This window comes from Desulfopila aestuarii DSM 18488 (genome assembly GCF_900143695.1).
Taxonomy (GTDB): Bacteria; Desulfobacterota; Desulfobulbia; order Desulfobulbales; family Desulfocapsaceae; genus Desulfopila; species Desulfopila aestuarii.
Genome location: NZ_FRFE01000011.1, coordinates 34,822 through 59,439, shown reverse-complemented (window position 1 = coordinate 59,439; position 24,618 = coordinate 34,822). Strand labels below are relative to the sequence as shown.

At 51.1% G+C, this 24,618-nt stretch carries 15 protein-coding genes; 5 read left to right on the top strand and 10 right to left on the bottom strand.

Annotated features, from left to right (window positions below):
- Window positions 1–20: 20 nt before the first annotated feature.
- The 6 genes from trpS to BUF15_RS12190 all read right to left on the bottom strand — a co-directional run bounded on the left by trpS (window position 21) and on the right by BUF15_RS12190 (window position 11,230).
- On the bottom strand, window positions 21–986 hold the full coding sequence (trpS, locus tag BUF15_RS12215; RefSeq protein WP_073613774.1) for a tryptophan--tRNA ligase: 966 nt from the start codon (window positions 984–986) through the stop codon (window positions 21–23).
- 258 nt (window positions 987–1,244) lie between these two features.
- Window positions 1,245–3,149 carry a molecular chaperone DnaK gene (gene dnaK / locus BUF15_RS12210; protein WP_073613773.1) on the bottom strand — a complete coding sequence of 635 codons (1,905 nt, stop codon included), beginning with the start codon at window positions 3,147–3,149 and terminating at the stop codon, window positions 1,245–1,247.
- Window positions 3,150–3,330: 181 nt separating this feature from the next.
- Complete coding sequence (locus tag BUF15_RS12205) at window positions 3,331–3,930, bottom strand: nucleotide exchange factor GrpE (protein ID WP_084553943.1); 600 nt, start codon at window positions 3,928–3,930, stop codon at window positions 3,331–3,333.
- A 307-nt stretch (window positions 3,931–4,237) separates the two neighbouring features.
- Complete coding sequence (locus BUF15_RS12200; protein WP_073613771.1) at window positions 4,238–5,593, bottom strand: sigma-54-dependent transcriptional regulator; 1,356 nt, start codon at window positions 5,591–5,593, stop codon at window positions 4,238–4,240.
- Between the two features lie 112 nt (window positions 5,594–5,705).
- The gene (locus BUF15_RS12195) at window positions 5,706–9,503 is read right to left on the bottom strand and encodes a translocation/assembly module TamB domain-containing protein (RefSeq protein ID WP_073613770.1); all 3,798 of its coding nucleotides are present in this window, start codon (window positions 9,501–9,503) and stop codon (window positions 5,706–5,708) included.
- Window positions 9,500–11,230: an autotransporter assembly complex protein TamA gene (locus BUF15_RS12190; protein ID WP_073613769.1), complete on the bottom strand. Its 1,731-nt coding sequence runs from the start codon at window positions 11,228–11,230 to the stop codon at window positions 9,500–9,502. Before BUF15_RS12190 ends, BUF15_RS12195 begins: the two co-directional genes overlap by 4 nt.
- A gap of 144 nt (window positions 11,231–11,374) precedes the next feature.
- Here BUF15_RS12190 and BUF15_RS12185 point away from each other — a divergent pair, with 144 nt between their 5' ends.
- The 4 genes from BUF15_RS12185 to BUF15_RS12170 all read left to right on the top strand — a co-directional run bounded on the left by BUF15_RS12185 (window position 11,375) and on the right by BUF15_RS12170 (window position 16,388).
- Window positions 11,375–12,703 (top strand): class I SAM-dependent RNA methyltransferase, encoded by a 1,329-nt coding sequence (locus BUF15_RS12185; RefSeq protein ID WP_159441290.1) that lies wholly within the window; start codon window positions 11,375–11,377, stop codon window positions 12,701–12,703.
- 250 nt (window positions 12,704–12,953) lie between these two features.
- Window positions 12,954–14,489 (top strand): lysine--tRNA ligase, encoded by a 1,536-nt coding sequence (lysS, locus tag BUF15_RS12180; RefSeq protein WP_073613767.1) that lies wholly within the window; start codon window positions 12,954–12,956, stop codon window positions 14,487–14,489.
- Between the two features lies 1 nt (window position 14,490).
- Window positions 14,491–15,717, top strand: a complete 1,227-nt coding sequence (locus tag BUF15_RS12175; RefSeq protein ID WP_073613766.1) for a lipoprotein-releasing ABC transporter permease subunit — start codon at window positions 14,491–14,493, stop codon at window positions 15,715–15,717.
- Window positions 15,714–16,388 (top strand): ABC transporter ATP-binding protein, encoded by a 675-nt coding sequence (locus BUF15_RS12170; RefSeq protein ID WP_073613765.1) that lies wholly within the window; start codon window positions 15,714–15,716, stop codon window positions 16,386–16,388. Before BUF15_RS12175 ends, BUF15_RS12170 begins: the two co-directional genes overlap by 4 nt.
- 97 nt (window positions 16,389–16,485) lie before the next feature.
- On the opposite strand, the gene BUF15_RS12165 is transcribed toward BUF15_RS12170, so the two are convergent.
- Entirely contained in the window at window positions 16,486–18,498 is a 2,013-nt protein-coding gene (locus BUF15_RS12165; protein ID WP_073613764.1) for an AsmA family protein, read from the bottom strand.
- A gap of 335 nt (window positions 18,499–18,833) precedes the next feature.
- Between BUF15_RS12165 and BUF15_RS12160 the strand changes: the two genes are divergently transcribed.
- Window positions 18,834–19,739, top strand: a complete 906-nt coding sequence (locus BUF15_RS12160; protein WP_073613763.1) for an ADP-ribosylglycohydrolase family protein — start codon at window positions 18,834–18,836, stop codon at window positions 19,737–19,739.
- A 92-nt stretch (window positions 19,740–19,831) separates the two neighbouring features.
- Here the strand turns inward: BUF15_RS12160 and BUF15_RS12155 are convergent, their stop codons facing one another.
- The 3 genes from BUF15_RS12155 to leuB form a co-directional block, all read right to left on the bottom strand.
- Window positions 19,832–22,465, bottom strand: a complete 2,634-nt coding sequence (locus BUF15_RS12155) for a sigma 54-interacting transcriptional regulator (protein WP_073613762.1) — start codon at window positions 22,463–22,465, stop codon at window positions 19,832–19,834.
- Window positions 22,466–22,531: 66 nt separating this feature from the next.
- The gene (locus BUF15_RS12150) at window positions 22,532–23,464 is read right to left on the bottom strand and encodes a ribose-phosphate diphosphokinase (protein ID WP_073613761.1); all 933 of its coding nucleotides are present in this window, start codon (window positions 23,462–23,464) and stop codon (window positions 22,532–22,534) included.
- Window positions 23,465–23,523: 59 nt separating this feature from the next.
- Window positions 23,524–24,597, bottom strand: a complete 1,074-nt coding sequence (leuB, locus tag BUF15_RS12145; protein ID WP_073613760.1) for a 3-isopropylmalate dehydrogenase — start codon at window positions 24,595–24,597, stop codon at window positions 23,524–23,526.
- Between the last annotated feature and the right edge of the window lie 21 nt (window positions 24,598–24,618).

Below are 24,618 nucleotides of genomic sequence, written 5' to 3'. Positions count from 1 at the left end.
ATAACAGAACAATAATGAACTCAGTATTTCAAACCAACCCGATCACGCACCAGATCAAGGGTGACAACCGCTTTTTCCCGAGCCTTCTGACCACCCTTGGCCAAAATTGCCCGCAGTTCTGCTGGATCAGCCAGGAACTCCGCTTTCTTCTTTCTGGCATCAGCGAATTTATCGTTGATCAGCTCCAGCAACTCCAGCTTGAGATACCCATAAGCAGCACCGCCGTTCACATAGAGACCGTGAATTTCCTCCATGCGCGCAGGCGTTGCAAACAGTTTCATGAGCTTAAAGAGGTTGCAGTTAGCAGGGTCTTTTGGGTCCTCAACCGGGGTGGCATCAGTCTCAATGGCCATAACCCGCTTTTTCAGCTCCTTGCCTTCCATGAAAATGGGAATGGTGTTGCCGTAGGATTTGGACATCTTCTGGCCATCAAGCCCCGGGACGATAGCAGTGGTCTCACTGATAGCTGGCTCGGGAACCGTGAAAGTCTCTCCAAACTCGTTATTAAATTTCTGGGCCAGATCGCGGGCAACCTCAAGATGCTGCTTCTGATCTTTTCCCACCGGCACCCGATCTGCCTGATACAGCAGTATGTCTGCTGCCATCAGCACTGGATAGGAAAAGAGTCCGTGACTCGGCATGATCCCTTTGGCAACTTTGTCCTTGTAAGAATGACACCGCTCAATGAGCCCCATGGGCGCCAGAGTGGACAGAACCCAAGTCAACTCGCACACCTCGGGCACATCGGACTGGACCCAGAAAATACACTTGTCCGGATCGAGGCCAAGCGCCAGAAAATCGGCGGCCGCCTCAAGTGTTCCGGTGGCGAGCCTGTCGCGATCATGCACTGAGGTAAGCGCATGGAGATCAACAATAAAGACATACAGCTCCGAGCTTTCCATTCGGGAAATCATTTCCTGCATCATCCCGAAATAGTTGCCGATATGGAGCTTTCCTGAAGGTTGGATACCTGATAGTACTTTCATAATATGACACTGTTCAAAGTAAAAGAAGATAAACTCGCATGCGTAAACAAAACCACTATGGCGAGCACGGAAATCGACCTGGTTGCCCGACTCAACTGCCGGTGACCCCAGCTATTTCCTGGATAACGGCACAGAAATTATGGCGTAAGACAACCCGGACACCATACCGTAAAAAACAAAAAAAAGGGAGTAAGGAAAACACTTTCCCCACTCCCTTCCGGTTATTGCCGCACATAGGATATTGTGCAGCGAAGCGAATTACTTCACTTCCTCAAAGTCGGCGTCGACAACATCGTCATCATCTTTCTTCTTTGAGGCACCACCTGCAGCACCACCCTGTCCGTCAGGATTATCCTTGGAGGCCTGGGCATACATCAGCTCAGCAAGCTTGTGGGAGGCTGCTGTCAGGGCATCGATGGCGCTCTTGATCGCGTCAACATCGTCTTTACCCATTACCTCTTTCACATTCTTGATCTCTTTCTCGACATTGGCACGAGTTTCAGCATCAACCTTGTCGCCAAGATCTTTGAGGCTCTTTTCAGAAGCATGCACGATAGCGTCGGCCTGGTTGCGGGTCTCGATCAGTTCCTTGCGCTTCTTGTCTTCCTCTGCATGCAGCTCGGCATCCTTGGTCATTCGCTCAATTTCCGCCTCGGTGAGACCGGAAGAAGCGGTGATGCGGATAGACTGCTCCTTACCTGTACCAAGATCCTTGGCGGAAACATGAAGGATACCGTTAGCGTCGAGATCAAAGGTTACTTCAATCTGCGGAACCCCACGCGGAGCCGGTGGAATATCACTCAGTTCAAAGCGTCCGATGGTCTTGTTGTCCTGAGCCATCTCGCGCTCACCCTGGATTACGTGGATGGATACCGCAGGCTGGTTGTCAGCAGCGGTGGAAAAGACCTGGCTCTTCTTAGTCGGAACAGTGGTGTTCTTCTCGATCAGTTTGGTGGTAATGCCGCCCAGCGTCTCGATACCAAGAGAAAGTGGAGTAACGTCAAGTAGCAAAACGTCTTTAACATCACCTTGGAGAACGCCACCCTGGATAGCTGCGCCGATAGCGACAACCTCATCCGGGTTTACACTTCTGTTGGGCTCTTTGCCAAAGATCTCTTTAACCTTCTGCTGAACTTTGGGCATACGGGTCATACCACCGACCAGAATAACCTCATCGACCTCTGAAGCTGAAAGACCGGCATCTTTTAACGCGGTGATGCATGGTTTCACGGTGCGCTCGATCAGATCATCCACCAGGCTTTCGAACTTGGCACGGCTCAGTTTCATGTTCAGGTGCTTGGGACCTGAAGCGTCAGCGGTGATAAACGGCAGGTTAATGTCGGTCTCTTTGGTGGTGGAGAGCTCCATTTTGGCCTTTTCAGCTTCTTCTTTCAGGCGCTGAAGTGCCATCTTGTCGGTGCGCAGATCGATACCCTGCTCACGTTTGAACTCATCAGCCAACCAGTTGACCACCCGCATATCGAAGTCTTCACCACCGAGGAAGGTATCACCATTGGTGGATTTAACCTCGAAAACACCGTCACCGATCTCGAGGATGGACACGTCGAATGTTCCGCCGCCGAGATCGAATACAGCGATTTTTTCTTCGCCTTTCTTATCAAGACCGTAGGCAAGCGATGCAGCGGTCGGCTCGTTGATGATACGCTGGACGTTGAGACCGGCAATTTTACCGGCATCCTTGGTGGCCTGACGCTGGGAATCATTGAAATATGCCGGTACGGTGATAACCGCATCAGTTACCTCTTCACCAAGATACTCTTCAGCGGTCTGCTTCATCTTCGCCAACACCATTGCTGAAATCTCGGCCGGGCGATAAACCTTGCTCTGTACTTCCACAGATACAGAACCGTTGGTACCTTCAACAATTTTAAACGGACTGATCTCCGAAGAACGTTTTACCTCGACATCGACAAATTTACGGCCAATAAGGCGTTTGATCGCATAAAGTGTCCGCTCCGGATTGGTCACCGCCTGACGCTTGGCAACCTGGCCGACAAGACGTTCGCCGCTGTCAGTGAAAGCCACAACGGAAGGGGTTGTTCTGTTACCCTCAGCGTTGGCAATCACCTTCGGTTCGCCACCTTCCATAATTGCCACACATGAGTTGGTGGTTCCTAAATCAATACCAATAATTTTACCCATTTCTTCTATCTCCTTATCTCAATCTGAATCGGACTGGTAATACCTTCCGAGAATCCTCAATATGGTCAGTAACCGACATATTTAATCTGAAATAATCCTTTTCCATCAACCTCTTCTAAGGTGGTCATGTTCCACGACTTGTCAAGAGGTTAAGGTAGCTTTTGCGCCTGTCTAAAGCCCCTTATTCCTTGGCCGGGCCAGAGGAAACAATGACCTTGGCAGCACGAAGCAAACGGTCCTTATAATAATATCCTTTCTCGAACTCGCCGGTTACATGGTTAGCCGGAATGGTATCGCTTGCCTCCATGGTGAGTGCTTCCTGGTGGTTGGGGTCAAATGGCTGCCCAACTGACTCAATGGCCTTTACCTCAAATTTATCCAGGGTATTGACCAGACTTTTCAGCGTTAGCTGCACGCCTTCAAGGAGCCCTTGAAAATTGGCCTCCGCATCACCGTTCTGAACTTCGTCACAGTGGGCTATGGCCCGCTCGAGGTTGTCAACCACCGGCAACACCTCTCGTAATATCTGCTCGCCTGCATACTTCATTGCCGTGGCCCGTTCACGCTCCATCCGTTTTTTGAAGTTTTCTGACTCTGCAGCGATACGCAGCATTTTGTCACGCAGTTCGGCACTCTCATCCTGAGCAGCGGCAAGCTCTTTTTCCAGATCCCGGGCTGGCTCTTCCGGCTCTGTTGCAACTGTCTCCGAAGGCGACTCTACTTCTGGTTCAAGCTGTTCTTTCTCGTCTTGAAGATCATTGTCTTTCATTTCCTTGCTCACCGATTCCTCCAATTTCTTGCCAGTAACTTTTCTTTACCGAAGCCATAGAAATGACAAACTACTACAGACTCCGGAACACCCTAAAAACCTGGTCCGAACAATAAGTAGCCAATTTTCAATGTCAAGATTGATGCCGCGAGATTATGGCAAATAAATTTTTCCTGAAACCACCAAGTATTACACGATGACAGAAGAAGAGAACCGGGACCACCGGAGTTAAGGAATACCAGAACGGTAGAAGAGGTGGGTATATCAGAGTTGCACAGCTATGAATTACAGATCAGGTATGCGTTCTACCCAAACCATCTCAGTCAGCCTCCAAATATTTGTTCAATTTGTTCTGTAGTGTTTTCCTGGTTATCCCTAGTCGACGGGCCGCCTCACTTTTATTCCCCTCGGTCTGTTCCATCGTTTCGAGAATCAGCTTTTTTTCCAGGTCAAACAGGGATGCTGGTTGCTCAACCTCACTTTCCGCCTCTTGTTTTTTATATCGCTGCACCGAAAGCGGCAGGCTTTTATCTGTAAGTTCATCACCCCGCATCAGAATAATACCGCGTTCGATGGCGTTCTCCAGCTCCCTGACATTGCCTGGCCAGGGATATCTCGTCAGCAGCTCCATACATTCAGGGATAATGGAAGTCACAACTCGCCGGTTTTTTGCAGCGAATTTTTCGACGAAATGGTGCACGAGAAGCGGAATATCTCCCTGCCGCTCACGAAGTGGCGGCACTGGCAGCATAACCACATTCAACCGATAATAAAGATCTTCACGGAAGTTCCCAGCCTTCACCTCTTCTTCGAGATTTCGGTTGGTGGCAGCCAGGATGCGGACATCGACCTGGATAGTCTTCTCTCCACCAACCCGCTGCAGCTCATGCTCCTGCAACACCCTCAGCAGTTTGACCTGCATGGCCTGTGATGTCTCCCCGATCTCATCGAGAAACAACGTGCCGCCGTCCGCCTGAACAAATTTTCCGTCCCGCTGGCGATCGGCCCCGGTGAAAGCGCCCTTCTCATGGCCAAACAGCTCGGATTCCAGTAGACTTTCTGCCAAGGCCGCACAGTTCACCTTGATAAATGGCCCTGCACTTCGTTCGCTGTTGCGATGAAGCGCCTCGGCCACCAGCTCTTTCCCGGTCCCGGATTCACCTGAGATCAATACAGTTGCTTCCGTAGGAGCAACATAGGTGATCATCTCAAGCAACTCGCGCATCTTCGGCGATTCACCGATAATGGAGGTGGTAACCGACGACTGCTCGTTTTTAGGCAGCTGTCGCTTCTCGGCTACTTGGCGATGATCGACGGCCCGCTCCAATGCAAGACGCAACCTATCAAAATCAAGCGGTTTGGTAAGGTAGTCGTGGGCACCCTCCCGTATCATCAGTACCGCATCGTCCACTGAAGAGTAGGCTGTCATGAATATCACCGGCAAGGCAGGACAGCCGGCATGGATCCGGCGAAAAGCCTCTTTGCCGTCCATCTTCACCATACGGATATCCATCAACACCGCGTCGTACCGGTTATTCTCAACCGCTGCAACGGCGGTGAGGCCATCATCGGCTTCGACACAACGCCAGCCCCACTCTTTTAACATGGAACTCAACATATATCGGTGGACCTGCTCATCATCAACGATCAATACGGTTGGCTGCTGGTTTTTCATTGTTCCTTTTACTATTGGCGGTTGCCAGTCTTCATATTTTCTGTTGTCCTAGCCCGGGTTTCTCATGACAGCCCCGGCATAACCATCTGTCCGGGTGATGTCCTAACCAATCTCATTTTTCGAAGGAATAGAGCAGATCCGCACCAGTTCGTTCCCCTGATGATCTTGTCTCAATGGAAAAACCAGCCCCCAGGTTGTATCGAAGCCGCACCTCACCCTCCTGCAGAAAAAAATTATGTCCGTAACCAATGAACAGTTCCTTGGTCAGATGTTTCCCCACGACAAAAGACATTTCGTCGGCAGTATCACCTTCTATATACACTTCGTCCACCGGTATCAGTTCAGTCAATTGACCCAAGGCGCCCATTTGTTTATTCATTCCGAGAGCCATTGCCGCCGAATTAATCAAGCTTTCATCCTGCTGACCGACGTCAGACATGGCGCGGCCCACCACCATATATGCCAGAATATCGCTTTCCTCCATCGCAGGATCAGAAAACAACGCAAATTCTAGATTATCGGCTGTACCACTCACATCAACACCAACCTCAATGGTTTCATTTGGTCGTTTATTATCGGCAATAATCTTTTTTGCCCGCACATCAACCCCGGGGTTATCAATCGGGCCACCGGCAAACATCAGTCTGCTGCGCTCGATTTTCAGCGTTCGTCCATAAATAGCAAAGATGCCATCGAACAGTGATAGTTGCCCTTTTCCCAGCATTTGTGAACCAGGAACCTTATCGACCTGTAGATCACCACGCAGGTACCCGGTAATTCCATATCCTTCCAATCGGACATCATCACCCAAATCGATCTTCAAAGACATGGAAAACGGCCAGCCTGATCCATTGACTTTCTCATCGCCATCAAGGTAGACCACATCTTCAGAAACACTCACAGATCCGGTCAGTCGCTCAGGGGCGATCATCGCGTGTGGCACACTCACCCGGCCGGTCAGCCTACCCCCATTAGCATCGAAAACAAAACGAATATCAGGGCTGGTGCGCACCTCATATTCCGGCAGGCTGGTGGTGTCGAAATCTTCACCGAGAAAATGAAAATCCCCCGTCATCCCGCCTTCCTCAAACTGCAGCTTGCCGTCTGCCTTAAGGCTGCCTGGCCCGGAAGACATTGAGGCCAGAATCGCTATCCCGTTTTCCGCACCCGTAAGGTTGAACGAAACATCGCGCACCGTTATTCCCAGGGTCGGCATCTCAAGCAGGCCATCGACCAGCATAATTTTGCCCTCAACTACGGGACTGCCAACTGTGCCGTTAACTACCAGATCACCCTGCAGCATGCCTGTCGGACGAATAAAGTATTCTGTCAGCGGAGCAACGAAAGCCAGATCTTGTATATCGGCTCGTATCTTACCTTTGAGCGGCAAGCTCATAGGCGATGTTGCAAACACGCCAAAGCCCACAACTTCAGTTGTACCACTCAGTGCTGAGCCATTGACAAAATCGGCTGAAAGGTCTGTTGTCAGCTTGTCGTTCTGCAGATTCAGCTGGACGCTTGCCTGATGAAGATCCAGGGACTTCAGTTCCGATTCGCTACCATCATCCCCAAATCCACCATCACGGATGGTTATTGAACCTTGTGCGACGGCAATCGAAGTAAGATCACCCGAAGCGGAAAGTGTGGCGGTGCTTTTCCCGTGCAGAGGCTCCGGCATGGTAAGTAATTTGTTCAGGCGAGCTAAATTCAGTTCCTGCCACTCAAGGTTTGCCTGCCAGACCGATTTGTCACCAGACCAGTCGCCATCCAGGCACAGCTTTTCCGAACCGGCCTTGAGGCAAAATTCTGCTATTTTCGCACGATCAGCATTAACAGAAAGATTCGCACGTCCTGCCTGCTGCCAGAGTCCGGTTATATCATGATTTAGATGCAGGTCATGAATCATCCCCTGCCAACTGTAATCCTCTGCCAGGGACCCGTCTCCCAGAAAGCTGATCTCCCCTTCCTTCTGCACCACTTTTGCCGAGAAATTATGGTGATCCAAGAATCCGTTAATATCAAATTCAACACGTTGGGCTATAATCGTACCAAACTGCAAGCCACTCCCCCTCAATTTTGCGGCCAATACAGTGTTGTCTGCAAGCCCCCCCTTGAGGTCGGCCTGCAGATTATCTATTTGTATATCGTTCACGTGAAGCTTCCGTGCAGTCCCTGTTGCCTGAATAATCGGCACGCTTCTTTCACCTGTTAATGTGGTGGCAAGGTGTATTGCTCCACTCGCACCGGGAAAAAACTCGCCAAGGTCTTCAGATCCAAGCTTGGCAGAGATATCAATTGTCTCCCCAGCCTGACCAGTAACCTGCAGGGATGATCGACCACTTTGCAGCAGCAGATCGTCAATATGGAGGAATTGATCCACCATCCGCACTTTTCCCCTGCCTTTCACCGGATAGCCCCGCACCGTACCGTTTAAAGTCTCGATATCCGCTGACCCGCTGAGCTCCTTACCGACCAGTGCGCCCTCGCTATGTATGATGGTATTCAGTGTCCCTGGATAGTCTGGAAAAAACAGCGCCGGATCAAAATCCTTGAGCTGCATACCTGCTTTCCAGCTGAGTGAATCTTGCCAGTTGACAAGTCCAGTGCTGCTTTCAGCTCGGCCATTCATCTGCAGCATTGCCGTGCCACTTTGCAGCAGCAAATCTTCAACTTCAACAGATTCCCGATCAACCTTCACCTGACCGTGGCCGGCGAGTTCATAGCCACGTAACATTCCTGAAAATGACCTAAAGTCTGCCGTGAACGTCAGCCCCATCTTGTCGCCATACTGTCCGGCACTGTAGAGATCAGCATCGATTGCACCGGGATAATCGGCAAGCATCATAGCAGGGTCGAGCCCTTTGGCCACCAGACGACCGTGCCAGACAAGATCGTCTTTCCAGGAAAGCAGTCCATCTGTAAGCTCTGCCTTTCCTTGGGAATTGGCCACAGTTACTTTTGGGAATTCGATCTGATCCTCGTTGCCGTTCACCTCAATGGTGCAGGCCACATCATGGAAAAAAAGATAATCTATCGTCCCTTCAAGAGTGCCACGATACTCCAGCATCTCGCCCTCGGCAGTGCCGGCAACGGAAAATAACATCTCCGGCAGTGTCTCATGACCATCGGCCAACTGCGCATCATCGAGTTTAAGTTTAGCAAACCATTTGAAATTATTCGGCAGTTCCAGAATCTGCCCTTCGACATGGCCCTCGGCAGGCTTTTGCAGATCCACAACAGCGTCAAGTCGCGCCAAAGGTCCTTTTAACCGCACATCACCATTAAAGGGTCCCACTCCGAAATCTCGGTATTCCACCCTGCCGGCAAGTTCGAGGTGCCAATCCTTTTCGGTGTCAAGCAGTCCCTCAAGATCACCATCGTATCCCGGAGCCCGAAGAACAAGTTTATGCAATGTGAACCTGCTGCCGATACCTGATAAGCCAAAAGAAAGGTGAGTAATGCGGGTCAGCTCGGCAAAATTGTCATCTAAAAGGCTAAGTGTATCAATACTAACGTGATCCAGCAGCATCACAATTGGGAGAAGCACGGCCGGCAATTCGATATCCTCAGTCGTCTCCGCTGCCTCCTCGACTGTCTTCAGTCGTATTTCAACATCACGAAGAGCAAGTTCATCAATATGCAACCGCTTTTCAAAAAGTTCGACAAGCTGCCAGGAGGAATTGAATTGTCCCAGCTTGAGCTCAACTGCAGGTGTCGACACAGTCACATCATTGAGCTCAAATGATTGAAATATCGTCCCATTGACCGAACCACAGTGGACCATGCCGCCAGACAATAATTGGCCACCAAATACCAGCACTCTCAAGCCCGACTCAGTCCACCCCAGTACCATCAAGGCGGCAAGGATCATCGCCAGCAGAAAACATGTCAGCCGAAAGAGACGTTTCATAGATCGGCTCCAACTGTCAAATGGAGTCTGAATGGGCTCCCTTCCTCGGAAATAGCACTGGCGATATCAACACGCACCTGGCCAAAAGGCAGTCGGTACCTGAACCCACCTCCTACGCCATTCTTGAGATCTATACTAAGGTCATCCATGGCGTTTCCCACATCCCAGAAAGCAGCAAGACTCCAATTGTCCGCTATGCTCTTTTCAATTTCGCCACTACCAACAACAAGATAGCGCCCACCTACAACAGCACCGGAGGCGTCCTTGGTACCCAGTTCACGGTAAGCGTATCCGCGTACCGACTGGTCACCGCCAGCGTAGAATCGTAATGAAGGGGGAATATTATCAATGGAATCAACAAGAATGGTGCCCAGGCTGCCTCGGCCAATGAAACGAAGCCCAGGCAGAAGAGTGATAATGGTTTTACCGTTCACCAACCCCTTCAGATAGCTTGCATCCGAACCAAGGGCTTCGCTCGCCCCACTCACGGAAAGCGAAAGGTCAAGCCCGTATTTGGTCTTCAATAGATCGTCAGCCCATATTACCGTGCCAGTATAGGTTGGCACAAAAAGCACGCTTGATCCGGAAGTTACACCTACCGTGTAATCTTCGTTACGAAACTCAAAAGAGCCGCCGTGCCGTATCAGTTTCCCTTTTCGCTCCACCCGGACTCCAGCGGTGGCAAGACGAGTGTCAGTGTCATCCCAGGTGAGATCCTGATAACCAAGGCTGTATCCAAGAGTGTCCCTCTTCGGATCAAGCCAGGGAAGGGTATAGTCAATGCGCAGGTTGCTGTCATACTGACTGACCTGGGCTGAAGCACGGACCTGGTGGCCCCACGAATTGAGCAACCGATTCCACCACTCAAAACGCACACGAGCCCCGGTATCGGTGGCATACCCCAGACCTACGCTGTAACGGTTCAGATGTTCCGGCGGGGTCAATCGAACATTCACAGGAATGGCAAAATTCTCTTCCTTGTCCGGCTGACCATCTACCGAGACACGACTGAAAAATTCTGTCCCATACAGCAGTTTCTGCAGCTCGATAAGCTTACCCGGTCGATATGGGTCGCCTGGTTGATATGGCAGGTAACGCTGCAAAAGCTCATTTTGCACCGAATCATCCTCAAACGAGGTTTCACCAAAAACAAACTGAGGACCGGTATCGAGATACAGATGGATTTCGGCCCGCTTTTCGCTCCGGTTAATAAGGAGCTCGCGTCGTGCGAAACTTGCCTTCAAATACCCCTTGCGCATGGCGGCAATAGTGATGCGCCTCTTACCCTGCTCATACGTTTCCTGATTGAGGATATCCCCGACCTGAAGGGGAAACTGCTCAAAGAGATTGTCAAACGCCTCGCGACCTGGACCGACCACCTCCAGGTCAATCATCGATATCCGAACTGGTTCACCGGCTTTTACCGTATATTTCGCAGTAAACGTCTCTTCTTTTTCAACAAGACTGGAATCAATGGTGGGATCGTAATATCCGTATGGAGCAAGCGCCATTCTGATATCCGCGTCCCCTTTTTTATAGAGCCGATGAATATCGTAGGTGGAAATCCGGGGATTGTCTCGGTGCAGGTTGATTTCAAGCAGAGCCAAAACATTTTTCAGCAGCTCGCCTTCAAGTCCTTTGACTGAGACGTTGATTTCAGTGGCAAAGACCCAGCATGGTATCCAAAAGACCAGCAGAGACAGGAGGAATACAATTCGACAATACAAGGTTGATATATTATGAAAGCAAGGTTGATATGTTATGATAGAGAGGTCAATTTGGTGAGTGTCGGGTCTCCCCTGACATCCCGGTTACCGGCTGGTTCCCTTTACTCCACTCCGCAATATACACCACTTGCAGTCAAATTACAGATGAATAAGCATTCCCTTTCTATTTCGAAAATCATCAATGGCGGTTTTGGTCTCGGTCAGCTTACCGACGGTCGACTGGCTATGATACGACAAGCGTTGCCCGGCGAAGAGGTGGTTATCTCCACAGAAGAAGAGAAAAAGAATTATCTGGTCGGCAATGTTGTTTCGATCACGACCCCGAGCCCATTCAGGGTCGATCCGCCATGCCCTTATTACGCTGCCTGCGGTGGTTGCGATCTCCAGCATGCGAGCTATGAGGAGCAGTTAAAGATAAAACGGGACATCCTGATGGATCTCCTGACCCGGCAAAAGAACCTCACCGATAAAGATTTGACCTGCCCGATCGCTCCCCCCCTGCCAGCGCCGCAACAGTCAGGGTACCGGCAACGCATCCGGCTGTGGATTAAAGACGGCGCAGTCCCCGGCTTTCGCCAGCGCCGCAGTCATAACATTGTCGCCGTCCGACGTTGCCTCATTGCCAGAGAAGAGTTGAACCAAAGTCTCGCAGCCCTCCTCGACCATCCACCTGCAACAAAGCTCTTTACCAATACCAGCGAGCTTGAACTGCTGTACAATCCTGTATCTACAAAAGTAACGGCCCTGTTCCACCTCTCCAGAAAACCGCGACCAGCTGATACAGCTGTTGCCAAAAACCTGGTTGAGACTATCGATACCATTGAGCGCATTTTTTTCACCGGTCAGCAGTTCCCCATAACCGCGGCCGCTCCTGTTGGTTGCGACAATCTCTTTGGCCTCAGCTGCGAACCGGTTGGGACAATATCACAACCCTTCACCATGCAATGGGAAGTCGGTGGCTTCTGCCAGGTAAATCTCGAGCAGAACATACAGCTGGTTAAGCTTGCTTCTGAATATGCTGCAATATCCGCTGAGGAAACTGTACTGGACCTGTTCTGTGGTTCCGGCAATTTTTCCATTCCGCTGGCGGCCACAGCCCGTTCCCTCATGGGGATTGAAGGCCAGGGTTCTGCTATCCGAAGCGCCAAGACCAACAGCAGCAATGCGGGTCTCACCAACACCACATTCTACAAAAAACCTATTCACACGGCCTGCGAGGAGCTGACAGGTAAAAGTGCCTCCTTCGACTGTTTGGTCATCGACCCACCACGACAAGGCATTCCGGGACTCGCCCGGCAGCTATCTAAGCTCTGCCGAAGTCGCATGGTCTATATTTCCTGCGATCCCGCAACACTCAGTAGAGATCTCGGTGATCTGGTAGCACATGGTTTTCGAATAACCAGAATTCAGCCGGTTGATATGTTTCCCGAAACTCACCATATCGAGACGGTCGTTCTCCTTGAAAAACATTGACAGAAAGGGCGTTTCCCGGTAATTCGTAGAGTCGTTTCAGCATAGTTTCAAGAAGCGGCAGAATTCTGCCGCTTTTTTTATAGATCAGCCGCCGAACGAATTATCGCGCTTCACGAACACTTCCCCATTTGCGAACATGCTTTCGAGCTGCGGTGCTTACTCTGCTCCAGTCACTCGTGATTGCGATGCAGTCGACGTCATCGGCACCTGATCACTCTCACCATCTATCTCATACAAGTTGACAATCATCATGAGCCAGGACAATCAGACCTTACAGCAACGACGAGAAAAAGCCGAATCGCTCGAAGAGCTCGGTGTAAAACTCTACTCCAACCGTTTCAAACCAGCCAATATCGTCCGTGACATAGTGCCGAAAGGTGAAAATCTCCAGGCAGAAGAACATGATCAGAGCGCGGAGAGTTTCTCCATAGCCGGCCGCATTATGTCCATGCGCAAATTCGGCAAGGCGGCATTCTGCAACCTTGCCGATCGTAGCGGCCAGATCCAGATCTACCTGAAAAAGGAACTGCTGGGAGATGAGGAATTTGAGAAATTCAAGAAATGGGATATCGGCGACATCGTCGGTATAGAGGGCACAATCTTCAAGACCAAGGTTGGTGAGCTATCGGTGCAGGCCAAAGCCATGACCATGATCTCTAAATCGATGCGACCTTTACCAGAAAAATGGCACGGTTTAACCGACGTGGAGACCAGGTACCGCCAGCGTTATGTTGACCTGATCGTCACCCCTGAATCACGGGCGACATTTCGCAAGCGCGTCGAGATCATCCGGTTGGTCCGCGAGTACCTCAACAATCTCGGGTTTATGGAAGTCGAAACCCCAATGATGCAGGCAGTACCCGGTGGTGCCACAGCCAAGCCTTTCAAAACCCACCACAATGCACTGAGCATGGACCTATTCCTGCGCATCGCCCCTGAACTCTATCTGAAACGGTTGCTTGTCGGTGGCTTTGAGAGGGTATTCGAAATCAACCGGAATTTCAGAAATGAAGGGCTCTCTACCCGGCATAATCCTGAATTCACCATGTTGGAGTTCTACCAAGCCTATGCGACCTATGAGGAGTTGATGGATCTCACCGAAGATATGGTTTCCTCCATCTGCCAGGCGGTGAACGGCTCCATGGAGATTCAGTATCAGGGTACAAACGTTAACCTGGCACCGCCCTGGAAACGACTGACCATGGATGAGTCTTTGGTGGAGATTGCTGGTATCGACCCAGAGTTGTTGAAAGATGACCAGGCGGTATTAGCCCTGGCCAAAGAAAAAGGGATCAAGCTCGAGCCCCAGTCCGGCCCTGGCAAGGCTAAAACAGAGCTTTTTGAGCTGTTGGTTGAAGAGAAATTGATCGATCCAACGTTCATCACCTCCTACCCCACCGAGGTCTCACCGCTGGCCCGGAGAAATGAAGACGACCCGACAGTGACCGATCGTTTTGAGTTGTTCATCACCGGTCGCGAACTCGCCAACGGTTTCAGCGAATTGAACGATCCGGTCGACCAGAAAGAACGCTTTGAAAAACAGGTCGCTGATCGCGGCAACGATGAAGAAATTCATCCGGAAGTCGACTATGACTACATCCGCGCCCTTGAATACGGTATGCCTTCTGCCGCCGGCGAGGGTATCGGCATCGATCGCCTGGTCATGCTGCTTGCTGATGCCCCATCCATCCGCGACGTCATTCTCTTCCCACACTTGAAACCTGAGACCACTCCGGACCAGGGGAGAATGGAAAAAAACGACAACGCAGAAGAGTCCAACAACTGATATGTATGAATGGTTTATCAGCCTGAGATATTTACGGGCTAAACATAAGCACGGCTTTATCTCACTTATCTCGCTCATTTCCGTCGCCGGCATCACCGTGGGTGTCATCGCCCTTATCGTGGTGCTGGCTGTTTATTCAGGCTTCACCGACGGTCTGAGAGACCAGATTCTTGGGGTCAACTCCCATCTCATTATCCAGCGTTTCGGTGGCTCGATCCCGGAATACAATAATGTTCGTGAGCAAATCCTGACAGTCAAGGATGTTACCGGCGCCACCCCCTATCTTTACGCACAGACCCTGGTCAGCAGTGCCCACGGCGGCAATGGCGTGGTGCTGCGCGGCATCGACCCGATGACTGCCGAAAATGTCGTCGGTCTCTCCCGCCAGATGATCTCCGGCACCATCAACCAGCTAGACCAGGAGAGTGATGCGAGGATTCCAACCATCATCCTCGGCAAGGTACTCGCCTCCGATCTGCGGGTTGGAGTGGGGGACAAGGTACGCCTTATCTCGCCTTCAGGGCCGCTCACACCCATGGGGGTGATTCCCAAAATCAAGACCTGCCTTATCAGCGGTCTGTTTGAAACCGGCATGTACGAATATGACGCCACCCTTGCCTATATGTCGCTTGTAAATGTCCAGAATTTCCTGGGTGAAGGAGATATCGCCCACGGCATTGAAGTCACAGTAAAGGAAAGTGCCCTTGACAACGCTGACAAAGTTGGCGCCGATGTCATCAAGAGATTGGGCGCCAACTATCTCGCCAAGGACTGGATGTCGATGAACCGTAATCTCTTTGCCGCCTTCAAACTTGAGAAGATCGGCATGTTCATCTGCCTGACTCTCATCATATTGGTGGCTGCACTCAATATCATCAGTGCCCTTATCATGGTGGTCATGGAAAAATCACGGGATATCGCAATTTTGAAATCGATGGGCGCCACCTCTGCTTCTATCATGCGTATCTTCTTCCTGCAGGGTGCGGTAATTGCGGGCACTGGCACAACCCTTGGTGTATTGGGGGGACTCGGACTCTGCGAGCTGCTCTCCCGTTACAAATTCATTGAATTGCCCTCTAATGTCTATCCCATGACAACCCTGCCCATCAAGGTATTGCCGATGGACGTAACAATCATCGCCGTCGCCTCAATTGTTATCACCTTACTGGCAACGCTCTACCCTTCCTGGAAGGCTTCACAAGTCCAGCCAGCAGAGGTGTTATCATGAGCACGCTGTTTGAGGCCCGTGGGATCAGCAAAAGCTATCTCTCCGGCCTGGATAAACTCACGGTTTTGGATAACGTCAACATCAGTATGCAGCCTGGTGAAATGGCGGCTATTGTTGGAGCATCGGGCTCAGGTAAAACAACCCTGCTGCAGATTCTCGGCACCCTGGCAGCCCCTTCGGCGGGTGAATTGTTTTTTCAGGGTAAACCGCTGCTTGGTAAAAACGACCGGGCAATGGCTGAATTTCGCAACCATTCTCTTGGATTTATCTTCCAGTTCCACCATCTTTTACCCGAATTCAGCGCGCTGGAAAATGTGATGATGCCCGCACTCATTGCCGGCAAGAGGAAATCAGAAGTGGTTAAACCGGCCCGTGACCTGCTTGCCAAGGTGGAACTCAATCATCGCCTCGACCATCGGGTGGGTGAACTCTCCGGCGGCGAACAGCAGCGAACGGCCCTTGCCCGTGCGCTTATTATGGAACCGGCCCTGCTACTGGCCGATGAGCCTACAGGCAACCTCGACAGCCGAGCCGGTGATCTCGTCTTCGACCTGCTCGAGCAGCTCTGCCGGGATCGTTCCCTCGCAGTGATCATGGTAACCCACAACATGGCCCTCGCCGGACGAATGGACGCTACATACACCTTAAAAGACGGCAGGCTTTTCTCATAAACTGATTTTTTCAAAGTGACTTTAAACAAAAATGGCGGCACCGGTTCAACACCGGATGCCGCCATTTTTATTGAGACCTTGTCTCAGTCCCGATTCTTTACTTTATCTTCAATTGGGGAATCAACCCTTTGATCCCCTGCTCAAGAGTTTTACCCTGGTCTTTCGGCAACACTTTATCTGGAGACAGCCCTTCTTCCAGCGTCTTCTTCACCGATTCGGCATCGGGCAGCTGCCCCTGCAGAATTGCGGTCAGGTCCGGACTGAATTGCGGCTTGGAAAAGGTACCTCGAACCAGTACCGGCACCATCAGTCCTTTTCTCTCAGTGGTGTCCCCCTGGCCTTTCAGTGTTGCCACAAACTTCGGCTCCACTCTCATATCAAGTGCTTCGGTGACGAGATTGGCATCACCCTTAACGGTAATCCGCATCAGCGGCGACTGCAGGGCAGTTTCAGGGGTGTTGACCAGACCATTCTTTACAGTGAACGGCGCCCGGAGTTCCGCAAAATCAGTTCGCGGTTTTTCGGTCGGTTTTTCCGCCAGACCAAAACTCGCCTGGACATTTCGCACCATTCCGGCAAGATCAATCCCGACAATAGCTCCATCGGTAAAGAGCAGTTCACCTTTGCCGTTAAGACTTTTCTTGATCGCCTCGGGACTATCACCAACCATGGAAAGTGCCAGATTTGAAACCAGGGTCCCTTCAAGGACATCCTTTTTGGCAAAGTCTTTCAGCAGCGGCCCCACCTGAACATTGGTGGTTCGGGCTTCAAGCGAGGTTGAAGGACTCTTGCCCTGTACATTCACTGTGGCAGTGGAAGCGACGTTGCCGCCATACAGTTCCATGGCAACCGGGTTAAACTTCAATACCCCTTTATTTGCCACCAGATGTATCTGAATATTCTGTAATTTACCGCCCTGCACCTTTATCTCACCGATACTCATCTTGGTATCAAGTGTGATTTTTCTCAGCGGTTCATAATCTGTTTTTGCCGTTTTTCCAGAGCCAGAAGAACCGGCTGCTGCACCCTGCCCAGCTTGTGACGCAGCTTTCGGTGGCAGATAGCGATCGAGATCAATGGTGTTCAGCTTACCGTCAAAAAACAGATTGAGCGGAGAAATATTTTTGATATTGGTTGTAAAGTCGAGCGTTGAGCCATCAAGGCTCATTTTTCCATCGCTGATCGCCACATTTTTTGCGGTTCCAGCCATGTTCATGGAGATGGCCAGCGCATCAAGGGCCGCTGGATCACTGGTAACAACAGGAAATTCCATTTGTAAGGCAGACAATAATTTTCTCGGAGAGAAGTTGGCCACATCAATAGCCAGCTTGTAAGCGAGATTTCCAGTGGGATTTTCAAGCTGACCTTTCACCTTGGCATTGAGCTGATCGAGGGCAGAGATTGTCAGGTCAAGGGGTAACGACCCTTCACCCGGTTTAGGGCCTAGCGGCCCAATGGAACCTTTCAATCCAACCGCCTTACCATCAACAACAGCGTTGAAAATAAGAGAAATGGGTCGTTCCAAATTCACGTCGGTTAGCTGGAGAGTGAGCCCGGTTACCTCTTTGGTTACCCCCTGTTGTTGATCAACATATTTCAAACGGGCATCACGAATGGTGAAGTTAGCTACTTCGATCGATTTCAACCCCAGTCCAGCCGGTTCGGCTTTGGTAGTTTGATCCGTATTGTTTTCCTTCGGTGCTGAAGAGCTTCCAAGGTTATCCCAGTTAGTCCGGCCATCCTTTCTCTTTTCCAGATAAATTTCTGGACCGTCCAGAATAAAACTGTCCACCTGCACCTCTCGAGAAAGCAGCGGCATCAGTTTCACATGGGCCTCAAAAGATTTGACTATCACCAAATCCTTTTCACCATACCCTTCAGGATTACCGAGTCGGAAATCGGAAAAAGACACCCCCACCCAGGGAAAAATTGACAGGTTGAGATCACCATCAAGCGACACCTTCCTGCCGGTAGCTTCGGAGACTTTCTCCATAAGCAGCGGTTTGTATTTCTGAACATCAACTATTTTTGGGACAACCAGCACCGCCGCCAGCACAATGATCGCCAATCCACCAATCGTAACAAAAAAGAATTTTATGAGTTTACCCATTATTGCACTCCACATTGCAATTTAGCTGCGATCATGGACGCTACGCTATGCTGCCCCATCGCCTGCATACTCTTCCACATCCGTCTACATCCTCATCACATGGTTAAAGATATAAGTGTAACTTCTCTAAATGGCAAATCAAAACAGCCCAAAGAACTATCAATAACATCCCAGATGATTCTCGTATCGTTATTTTAAGCGAGCGTGCATAAACAAGACTTTTTCAATCTTCGTCATCTTTTTTTGACAGCACCGCCATCTCATCCTATTCTTTCTACTAGAACTCTTTTGAAGTTAGTTGTTTAAACGTGGTCCTAATTCTCTGGAGACAATCTATGACGACAAAAGCTTGTGCAATGGTTCTGGCCTCATTTGCTGCCGATTCACTTGCCCTGGCAGCACATTGGATATATGACACCGAAAAGATTGATCATGAATTTGGTCTAATCGACCAACTCCTCCCTCCGGCCATTGACGCATATCATGGCAACAGGCATAAAGGCGACTTTACCCATTATGGTGATCAAACCCTGCTCTTACTGAAACACCTCGCTCGCAACAAACATTTTAGCCTTCAACACTTTGCCGATGAATGGCGCGAGTTTGCCGCCAGCTATGATGGGTATGTCGATAAGGCTACCCAGAAAACCCTTTCAGCAATGAAAGAAGGTAAATCCCCTTCCGCATGCGGGTCTGGTTCTTCCGACCTTGGGGGACCAGCCAGGATAGCGCCGCTGGTCTACTGGTACCATAACGACCCGGAGCGTCTCATGGAGACAGCCCATGAACAGACTCGTCTGACGCACACTGGTTCCGGCGTTGACGCCGGAACAGAATTTCTGGTCCACACGACCCTGAACGTGTTAGACGGCGCAACGCCGCGGGAGGCCATCGAAGACGCGATCGATCGCGGTGTAGAGGATCTCGATCTCGATTTGCGACTCCGCCGCAGCCTCGACACGGCCGATGAAGACAGCCGTAAAGTTATTGATGAATTCGGCCAGATGTGCAGTATTGCTGCAGCCCTGCCGGGAGCAGTCCACCTGGTTCTTGCCCATCAGGACAACCTGCGCGAAGCACTAATCGCCAATGTCATGGCAGGAGGAGACTCCGCCGCAAGAGGTCTGGCCGTCGGCATGATCCTTGGTGCGTACCAAGGTGTTGAAGACATTGAACATGACTGGTTGGCTCAGATGCGGGCAACTGCAGAGATCAAAGAATATCTGGCCATGGCCCCGTAATAATGCGATACAGGTCACCTAAGGAGTTTTAGAACAGGGCTGCATTCTAACTCTCATTATACTGTGCTGCCTGCCGAGTGGGCGGCAGCACATTAGACCATAAACATAAACAAGCCGGCCATGGCGATAAGAAAACTAAAAGGAATCATCAGCGAGCGTGGCCGCACCTCTTCACCAACCAACACCCGATCGATAATTCTATAGGTGGCATACATGGCGGCGAAAAGACCGCCGATGATGGTAAAGAGCTGCAGCACATAGGTACTGTCCGGACTGAGTAGTCGACCAGCTTCAGCTGTCACCGGCCAGCCAAGCATCTCCTGTACCGCCGGAACGATACGTGCCGCCTCCCGCACAAAATATTCGAAATAGACCGCCATATAGCCACCAAGAATGAGCGGAATAAAACCGTAGCCGAGCATCGGCAGCAGGAAGGTTCTGTCCATGGCAGCATACCAGGATTGCACCTGCACCATCAGGTAATAGCCAAGCTGAAAAACAAGAATTAACATGAAAAAGAAAATTGATCGGGCCAGAGCTTCCGGCAGGGTAATGCCGATAGCCGCAACCTGGTTGGTAATCCACTCCACCAGCCAGGAAAACTCACCATGCAGGGCAAAAGGAAAGAAGATGGCCCCCAGGGCAACGATCAGGAACGAATCAGCTTTTCGAGGGGTCTCCAGCGACCAGAGTTCCTGAGGGGCCAAGCGCAAATTGAGGTGGACTGAGCTGTTGTTGCAGTTTTTGATACAGTCGCCGCAGATGATGCAATCCCGGTTATTGTCAACCAGATACGGATGGCGAAACATCGGGCATCCCCCCTTTACCTCACCACCTCCAAAACAGTTATGCTCGGTACAGCGATTCAAACAGACATGACGGTTGGATCGCAATTCGATAATCGCCGGCATGGCAAAAATGGCGTTGATCGCTCCCAGCGGGCACAGATAGCGGCACCACATCCTCCGTGAATAAAAAACGCTACTGATACTCGAACCGATGGTCACCGCCAGAATGATCCACCCTGTGAGGAGCGGATCACTGTAGGCGTTCCAGACAATCTCCACCCAGAGCACACCAATACAGAGCACCGCCATGATCCAGCCGGAATAGTCTTTAATGAACTGGGGAGTAGACCGCTGGGGTTTGAATAGATTCTGCAGATGCTTGCCGGGCATGGCCAGAGTACAGACACTGCACCAGGTCCGCGCAAAGAAGAAGAAAGAGAAAAATAAAAGTGGCCAGCCGATGGACCAGCTCATTATGAGACCGATATTTTTTTCCGGCTCATGGGGCCCGATAAAAAGCGCAAGCACGGTAACGGCAATGACAAACCCCACAAAATACTGGGGCACAGTGGGAAATTTGTTCGAGTTAAGAAAACGTTTAAAAAACGGAATGCGCAAAATATTGAATTCCCACTTTCCTTCAGTTTTGGGCAAACCAAGCAGGATATGATCGGAGATAATCTCATCTTTCTTCGCCAGCATCACCGCTCGCCGAATCACGCTGGAAAGCTCGGTCAGGTTGCCGGGCCAGTCATAATTCATGAGATTTCCGAGCGTCTGCGGTGAAACCTTGAGGATGCTGCGACCATACTCCCGACTGAATCGCGCCAGATAATGCTCGATCAACCGAGGCAGATCTCGTTTGTGCTCTCTTAACGGCGGCACATGGTACTTCTGCCTTTTAAATATCTCCAGCAGTTCCGGAATAATCTTTCCCGAGCTCTCCAAACTTTCAATATCGTAAATCGAGATAAAAACAACTCTCGACTGCATGGCGATGGGAGTATCGCTGTCCACATGGCTGAATGTGCTGCTCTCGATAGCCCGTACCACCTTTCGCTGGATTGCCGGTGGCATCAAACGAATATGATTAAGTACGATAGTACCGCCATATCCCTCCTCAAACACCGAAGCCTGGTGTGCCTGACAAAAAGGCGAGGTCGAATGCTTGGAACCAAACAGCTTCTTCTCCAGCAGCATAGCGTCGTGCTCACGGAAGTCGAACTCGACATATGGCCCCTGGGCCCGTCTGCTCTCCAGGTGGATCTGGCGGGCCATGATTTTTTTGCCGGTTCCCGGTTCGCCGGTGAGCAGATAGGGATCATTGCTGGCGGAAAAGCTATTGATCACCGCCTGAGCCTGCCGAGCGGTTTTCGATTCATGCACTGTGCCGCTGTTGCGTTTTTCCAAGCGCCGCAACTGGATCTGGGAGAGATTGCGCTGGCGAAATAGAATAACATCGTCGGCACTCGATCTATCACTCAGATCGCTGCCTCTGGCGGTATTGGCCTGGTCGAGATAGGCAACCCGTAACCTTTCGGCCAGGACTGCATCGAATTTTTTCTGGATGAGATGGTTGGCGAGCAGGACGGAACGGAAAATGCGAGGCTCAAAACAGATCAGCACCATATCGAAAAGTGCACGGGTACTGACAGAACGCGGCTTACCGGTAAGAATTCCGGCCTCACCGAAATGACCGCCCTGACCGATCCGCCCAACGACCATCGAGACGCCATCTTCACGTTCGACAACAAGTTCAGCCTCACCGTGTGCGACAATATAAAAAAGATCGCTGGCTTCACCCTGGTGGTAAATGTAGTCGCCCTCCTCCACAATTTTGACCCTGCAGGAGTCGGCAAATTTTTCGAGATCAGTCAGACTGATATCAGAAAAAAGGATGGAATAGCGAAGATGCTCGGCGATTTGCTGTTTTTTCATGACTCTTTCAAACCTGCCTGCTTATTGCGGCACGGCAACCAGGGTTCTCTCATGAGATCCTCGTGGTCAGGCAAACCTCTCGCTCAATTGCAGATGGCTCTGCAACACTTCGGCAAGCAAAGGTGCGACGGAATACACATCAAGGAATCCGCCCGTCTGGCGTCCAGGATAGGTGTCAGACCCGATAATCCGGCTCACGGGACTGGCTGCAAATTTTTCCATGGCGTCACCCGCCAATACCAGATGGGTAGCCATCACCGCCACATCCTTTGCGCCTGCCTCAAGACATCTGGAAGCAGTCTGCAAGATCGAGCCACCGGTCCTGATCATATCATCGCAGATGATGGCAGTTTTCCCCCGCACAACGCTCGATATCTGACCAACTATAGTCTTATCTGTATCATAGCGGTCTTTGTCGGCGGCGGTGTGGGGGCAATCGAGCAACCTGGCCAATCGGGCAACCCGCTTTGAAAAACCGTAATCGGGAGAGACCAGCACATAGTTGTTTAGGTCACTGGTACGGATTTTCTCTACCACCAGCTTATCGGTCCAAACATGATGGGTTCGGATCTCGCCAGCATGGGCGTGCAAAACTGCCTCTGAATGGAGATCGACAAAGGCAACAAAATCGGGCCGGGTCCGGAACATCTGACGGGTACGGGTGATGCCTTTGGGGATTTCATAGGAAGAGGGCTTAGCACGCTCCATGGTGGAGTAGCCAAGGTAGGGGATAACCACATTCACAGAGGCAGCGTTCCAATACCTGCCCCCCTGGATGAGGTCGAGCAGTTCCTGGTAGTCCGCCTCGCCAGGTGTTGCGCCGACAATGATCAGATCACTGCCGGCTATCGACTGAGGAAAGGCGTGATAACATTCACCGTCGGCAAAAGTCTTGCGGATCATTTCCGAAAACGGCACGCCGAGGTATCCGGCGACCTTTCTGCCTAGCTCCAGAGAAGCTTGATTGGCAACGAGAATGAGATCGTTAGTCTGGGCCATCTTGTCTTTTTACAACTCCCGAGGCGACACAACCACCCCTGTCAGATCGAACGATACGACTAAAGGGCAGCAACTATGGCATCACCCATGGCGGCGGTTCCAACGGCCTTGCTCTTGTCGATCGCGATATCCTTGGTGTAAATGCCTTTGTCGAGTACCGATTCTACCGCACTGTCGATGGCGGCAGCGGCCTCGTCAAGACCAAAGCTGTAACGCAACATCATTGCAGCAGAGAGAATCTGGGCGATCGGGTTGGCAATGCCTTGACCGGCAATGTCTGGGGCAGAACCGCCTGCGGGCTCGTAAAGGCCAAATTTGTTGGCATTCAGTGAGGCGGAGGCCAATAGTCCCATGGACCCGGTGAGCATAGCCGCCTCATCGGAGATAATGTCACCGAACATGTTGCCACAGAGCAGTACATCGAACTGGTGCGGATCACGGACCAACTGCATGGTAGCGTTATCCACATAGATGTGGGTCAGCTCCACGTCCTGGTATTCCTTATGCACTTCCATCACCACTTCACGCCACAGCACCATGGTGGTCAGGACATTTGCCTTATCGACAGAAGTCACTTTATTACGGCGAATACGCGCGGTTTCAAAGGCGATTCTGGTAATACGTTCAATTTCCGCCCGGGTGTAGGTCATGGTGTCCCAGGCCCGCTCATCGGGACCGGCACCTTCCCTGCCCTTGGGTTGACCGAAGTAGATGTCCGATGTCAACTCGCGCATGCAAAGGATGTCAAAGCCTTCTCCAACGATATCTGGACGCAACGGACAGGCAGCGGTCAGTGATTTGAAGACCCGGGCCGGACGAAGATTGCAGAAAAGGTCGAAATGCTTTCTCAGCGGCAAAAGGGCAGCGCGTTCCGGCTGCTGCTGCGGCGGCAGGCTTTCCCATTTCGGACCGCCGACAGAACCAAAGAGAATGGCATCGCTGTTCTCGCAAAGTGCCAGAGTCGCTGGCGGCAGCGCCTCGCCGTGGTTGTCGATGGCAATACCACCGACATCAGCAAATTCATAGGAAAGTTCAAAGGCAAACTTCTTCTGGGCCGCATCAAGTACCTTGATGGCCTCGGCCATTACTTCCGGGCCTATACCATCACCCGGCAGAACCGCTATCTTTTTCATTTTTTCTCCTTGCTATGTGCA

What these genes read in the sequence shown, in the direction of transcription:
- lysS (WP_073613767.1), top strand. Translation starts at nt 12,954, where the DNA reads ATGAGCCAGGACAATCAGACCTTACAGCAACGACGAGAAAAAGCCGAA.
- trpS (WP_073613774.1), bottom strand. Translation starts at nt 986, where the DNA reads ATGAAAGTACTATCAGGTATCCAACCTTCAGGAAAGCTCCATATCGGC.
- leuB (WP_073613760.1), bottom strand. Translation starts at nt 24,597, where the DNA reads ATGAAAAAGATAGCGGTTCTGCCGGGTGATGGTATAGGCCCGGAAGTA.
- BUF15_RS12155 (WP_073613762.1), bottom strand. Translation starts at nt 22,465, where the DNA reads ATGAAAAAACAGCAAATCGCCGAGCATCTTCGCTATTCCATCCTTTTT.
- BUF15_RS12175 (WP_073613766.1), top strand. Translation starts at nt 14,491, where the DNA reads ATGTATGAATGGTTTATCAGCCTGAGATATTTACGGGCTAAACATAAG.
- BUF15_RS12170 (WP_073613765.1), top strand. Translation starts at nt 15,714, where the DNA reads ATGAGCACGCTGTTTGAGGCCCGTGGGATCAGCAAAAGCTATCTCTCC.
- BUF15_RS12150 (WP_073613761.1), bottom strand. Translation starts at nt 23,464, where the DNA reads ATGGCCCAGACTAACGATCTCATTCTCGTTGCCAATCAAGCTTCTCTG.
- BUF15_RS12200 (WP_073613771.1), bottom strand. Translation starts at nt 5,593, where the DNA reads ATGAAAAACCAGCAGCCAACCGTATTGATCGTTGATGATGAGCAGGTC.
- BUF15_RS12185 (WP_159441290.1), top strand. Translation starts at nt 11,375, where the DNA reads ATGAATAAGCATTCCCTTTCTATTTCGAAAATCATCAATGGCGGTTTT.
- BUF15_RS12165 (WP_073613764.1), bottom strand. Translation starts at nt 18,498, where the DNA reads ATGGGTAAACTCATAAAATTCTTTTTTGTTACGATTGGTGGATTGGCG.
- BUF15_RS12160 (WP_073613763.1), top strand. Translation starts at nt 18,834, where the DNA reads ATGACGACAAAAGCTTGTGCAATGGTTCTGGCCTCATTTGCTGCCGAT.
- BUF15_RS12195 (WP_073613770.1), bottom strand. Translation starts at nt 9,503, where the DNA reads ATGAAACGTCTCTTTCGGCTGACATGTTTTCTGCTGGCGATGATCCTT.
- dnaK (WP_073613773.1), bottom strand. Translation starts at nt 3,149, where the DNA reads ATGGGTAAAATTATTGGTATTGATTTAGGAACCACCAACTCATGTGTG.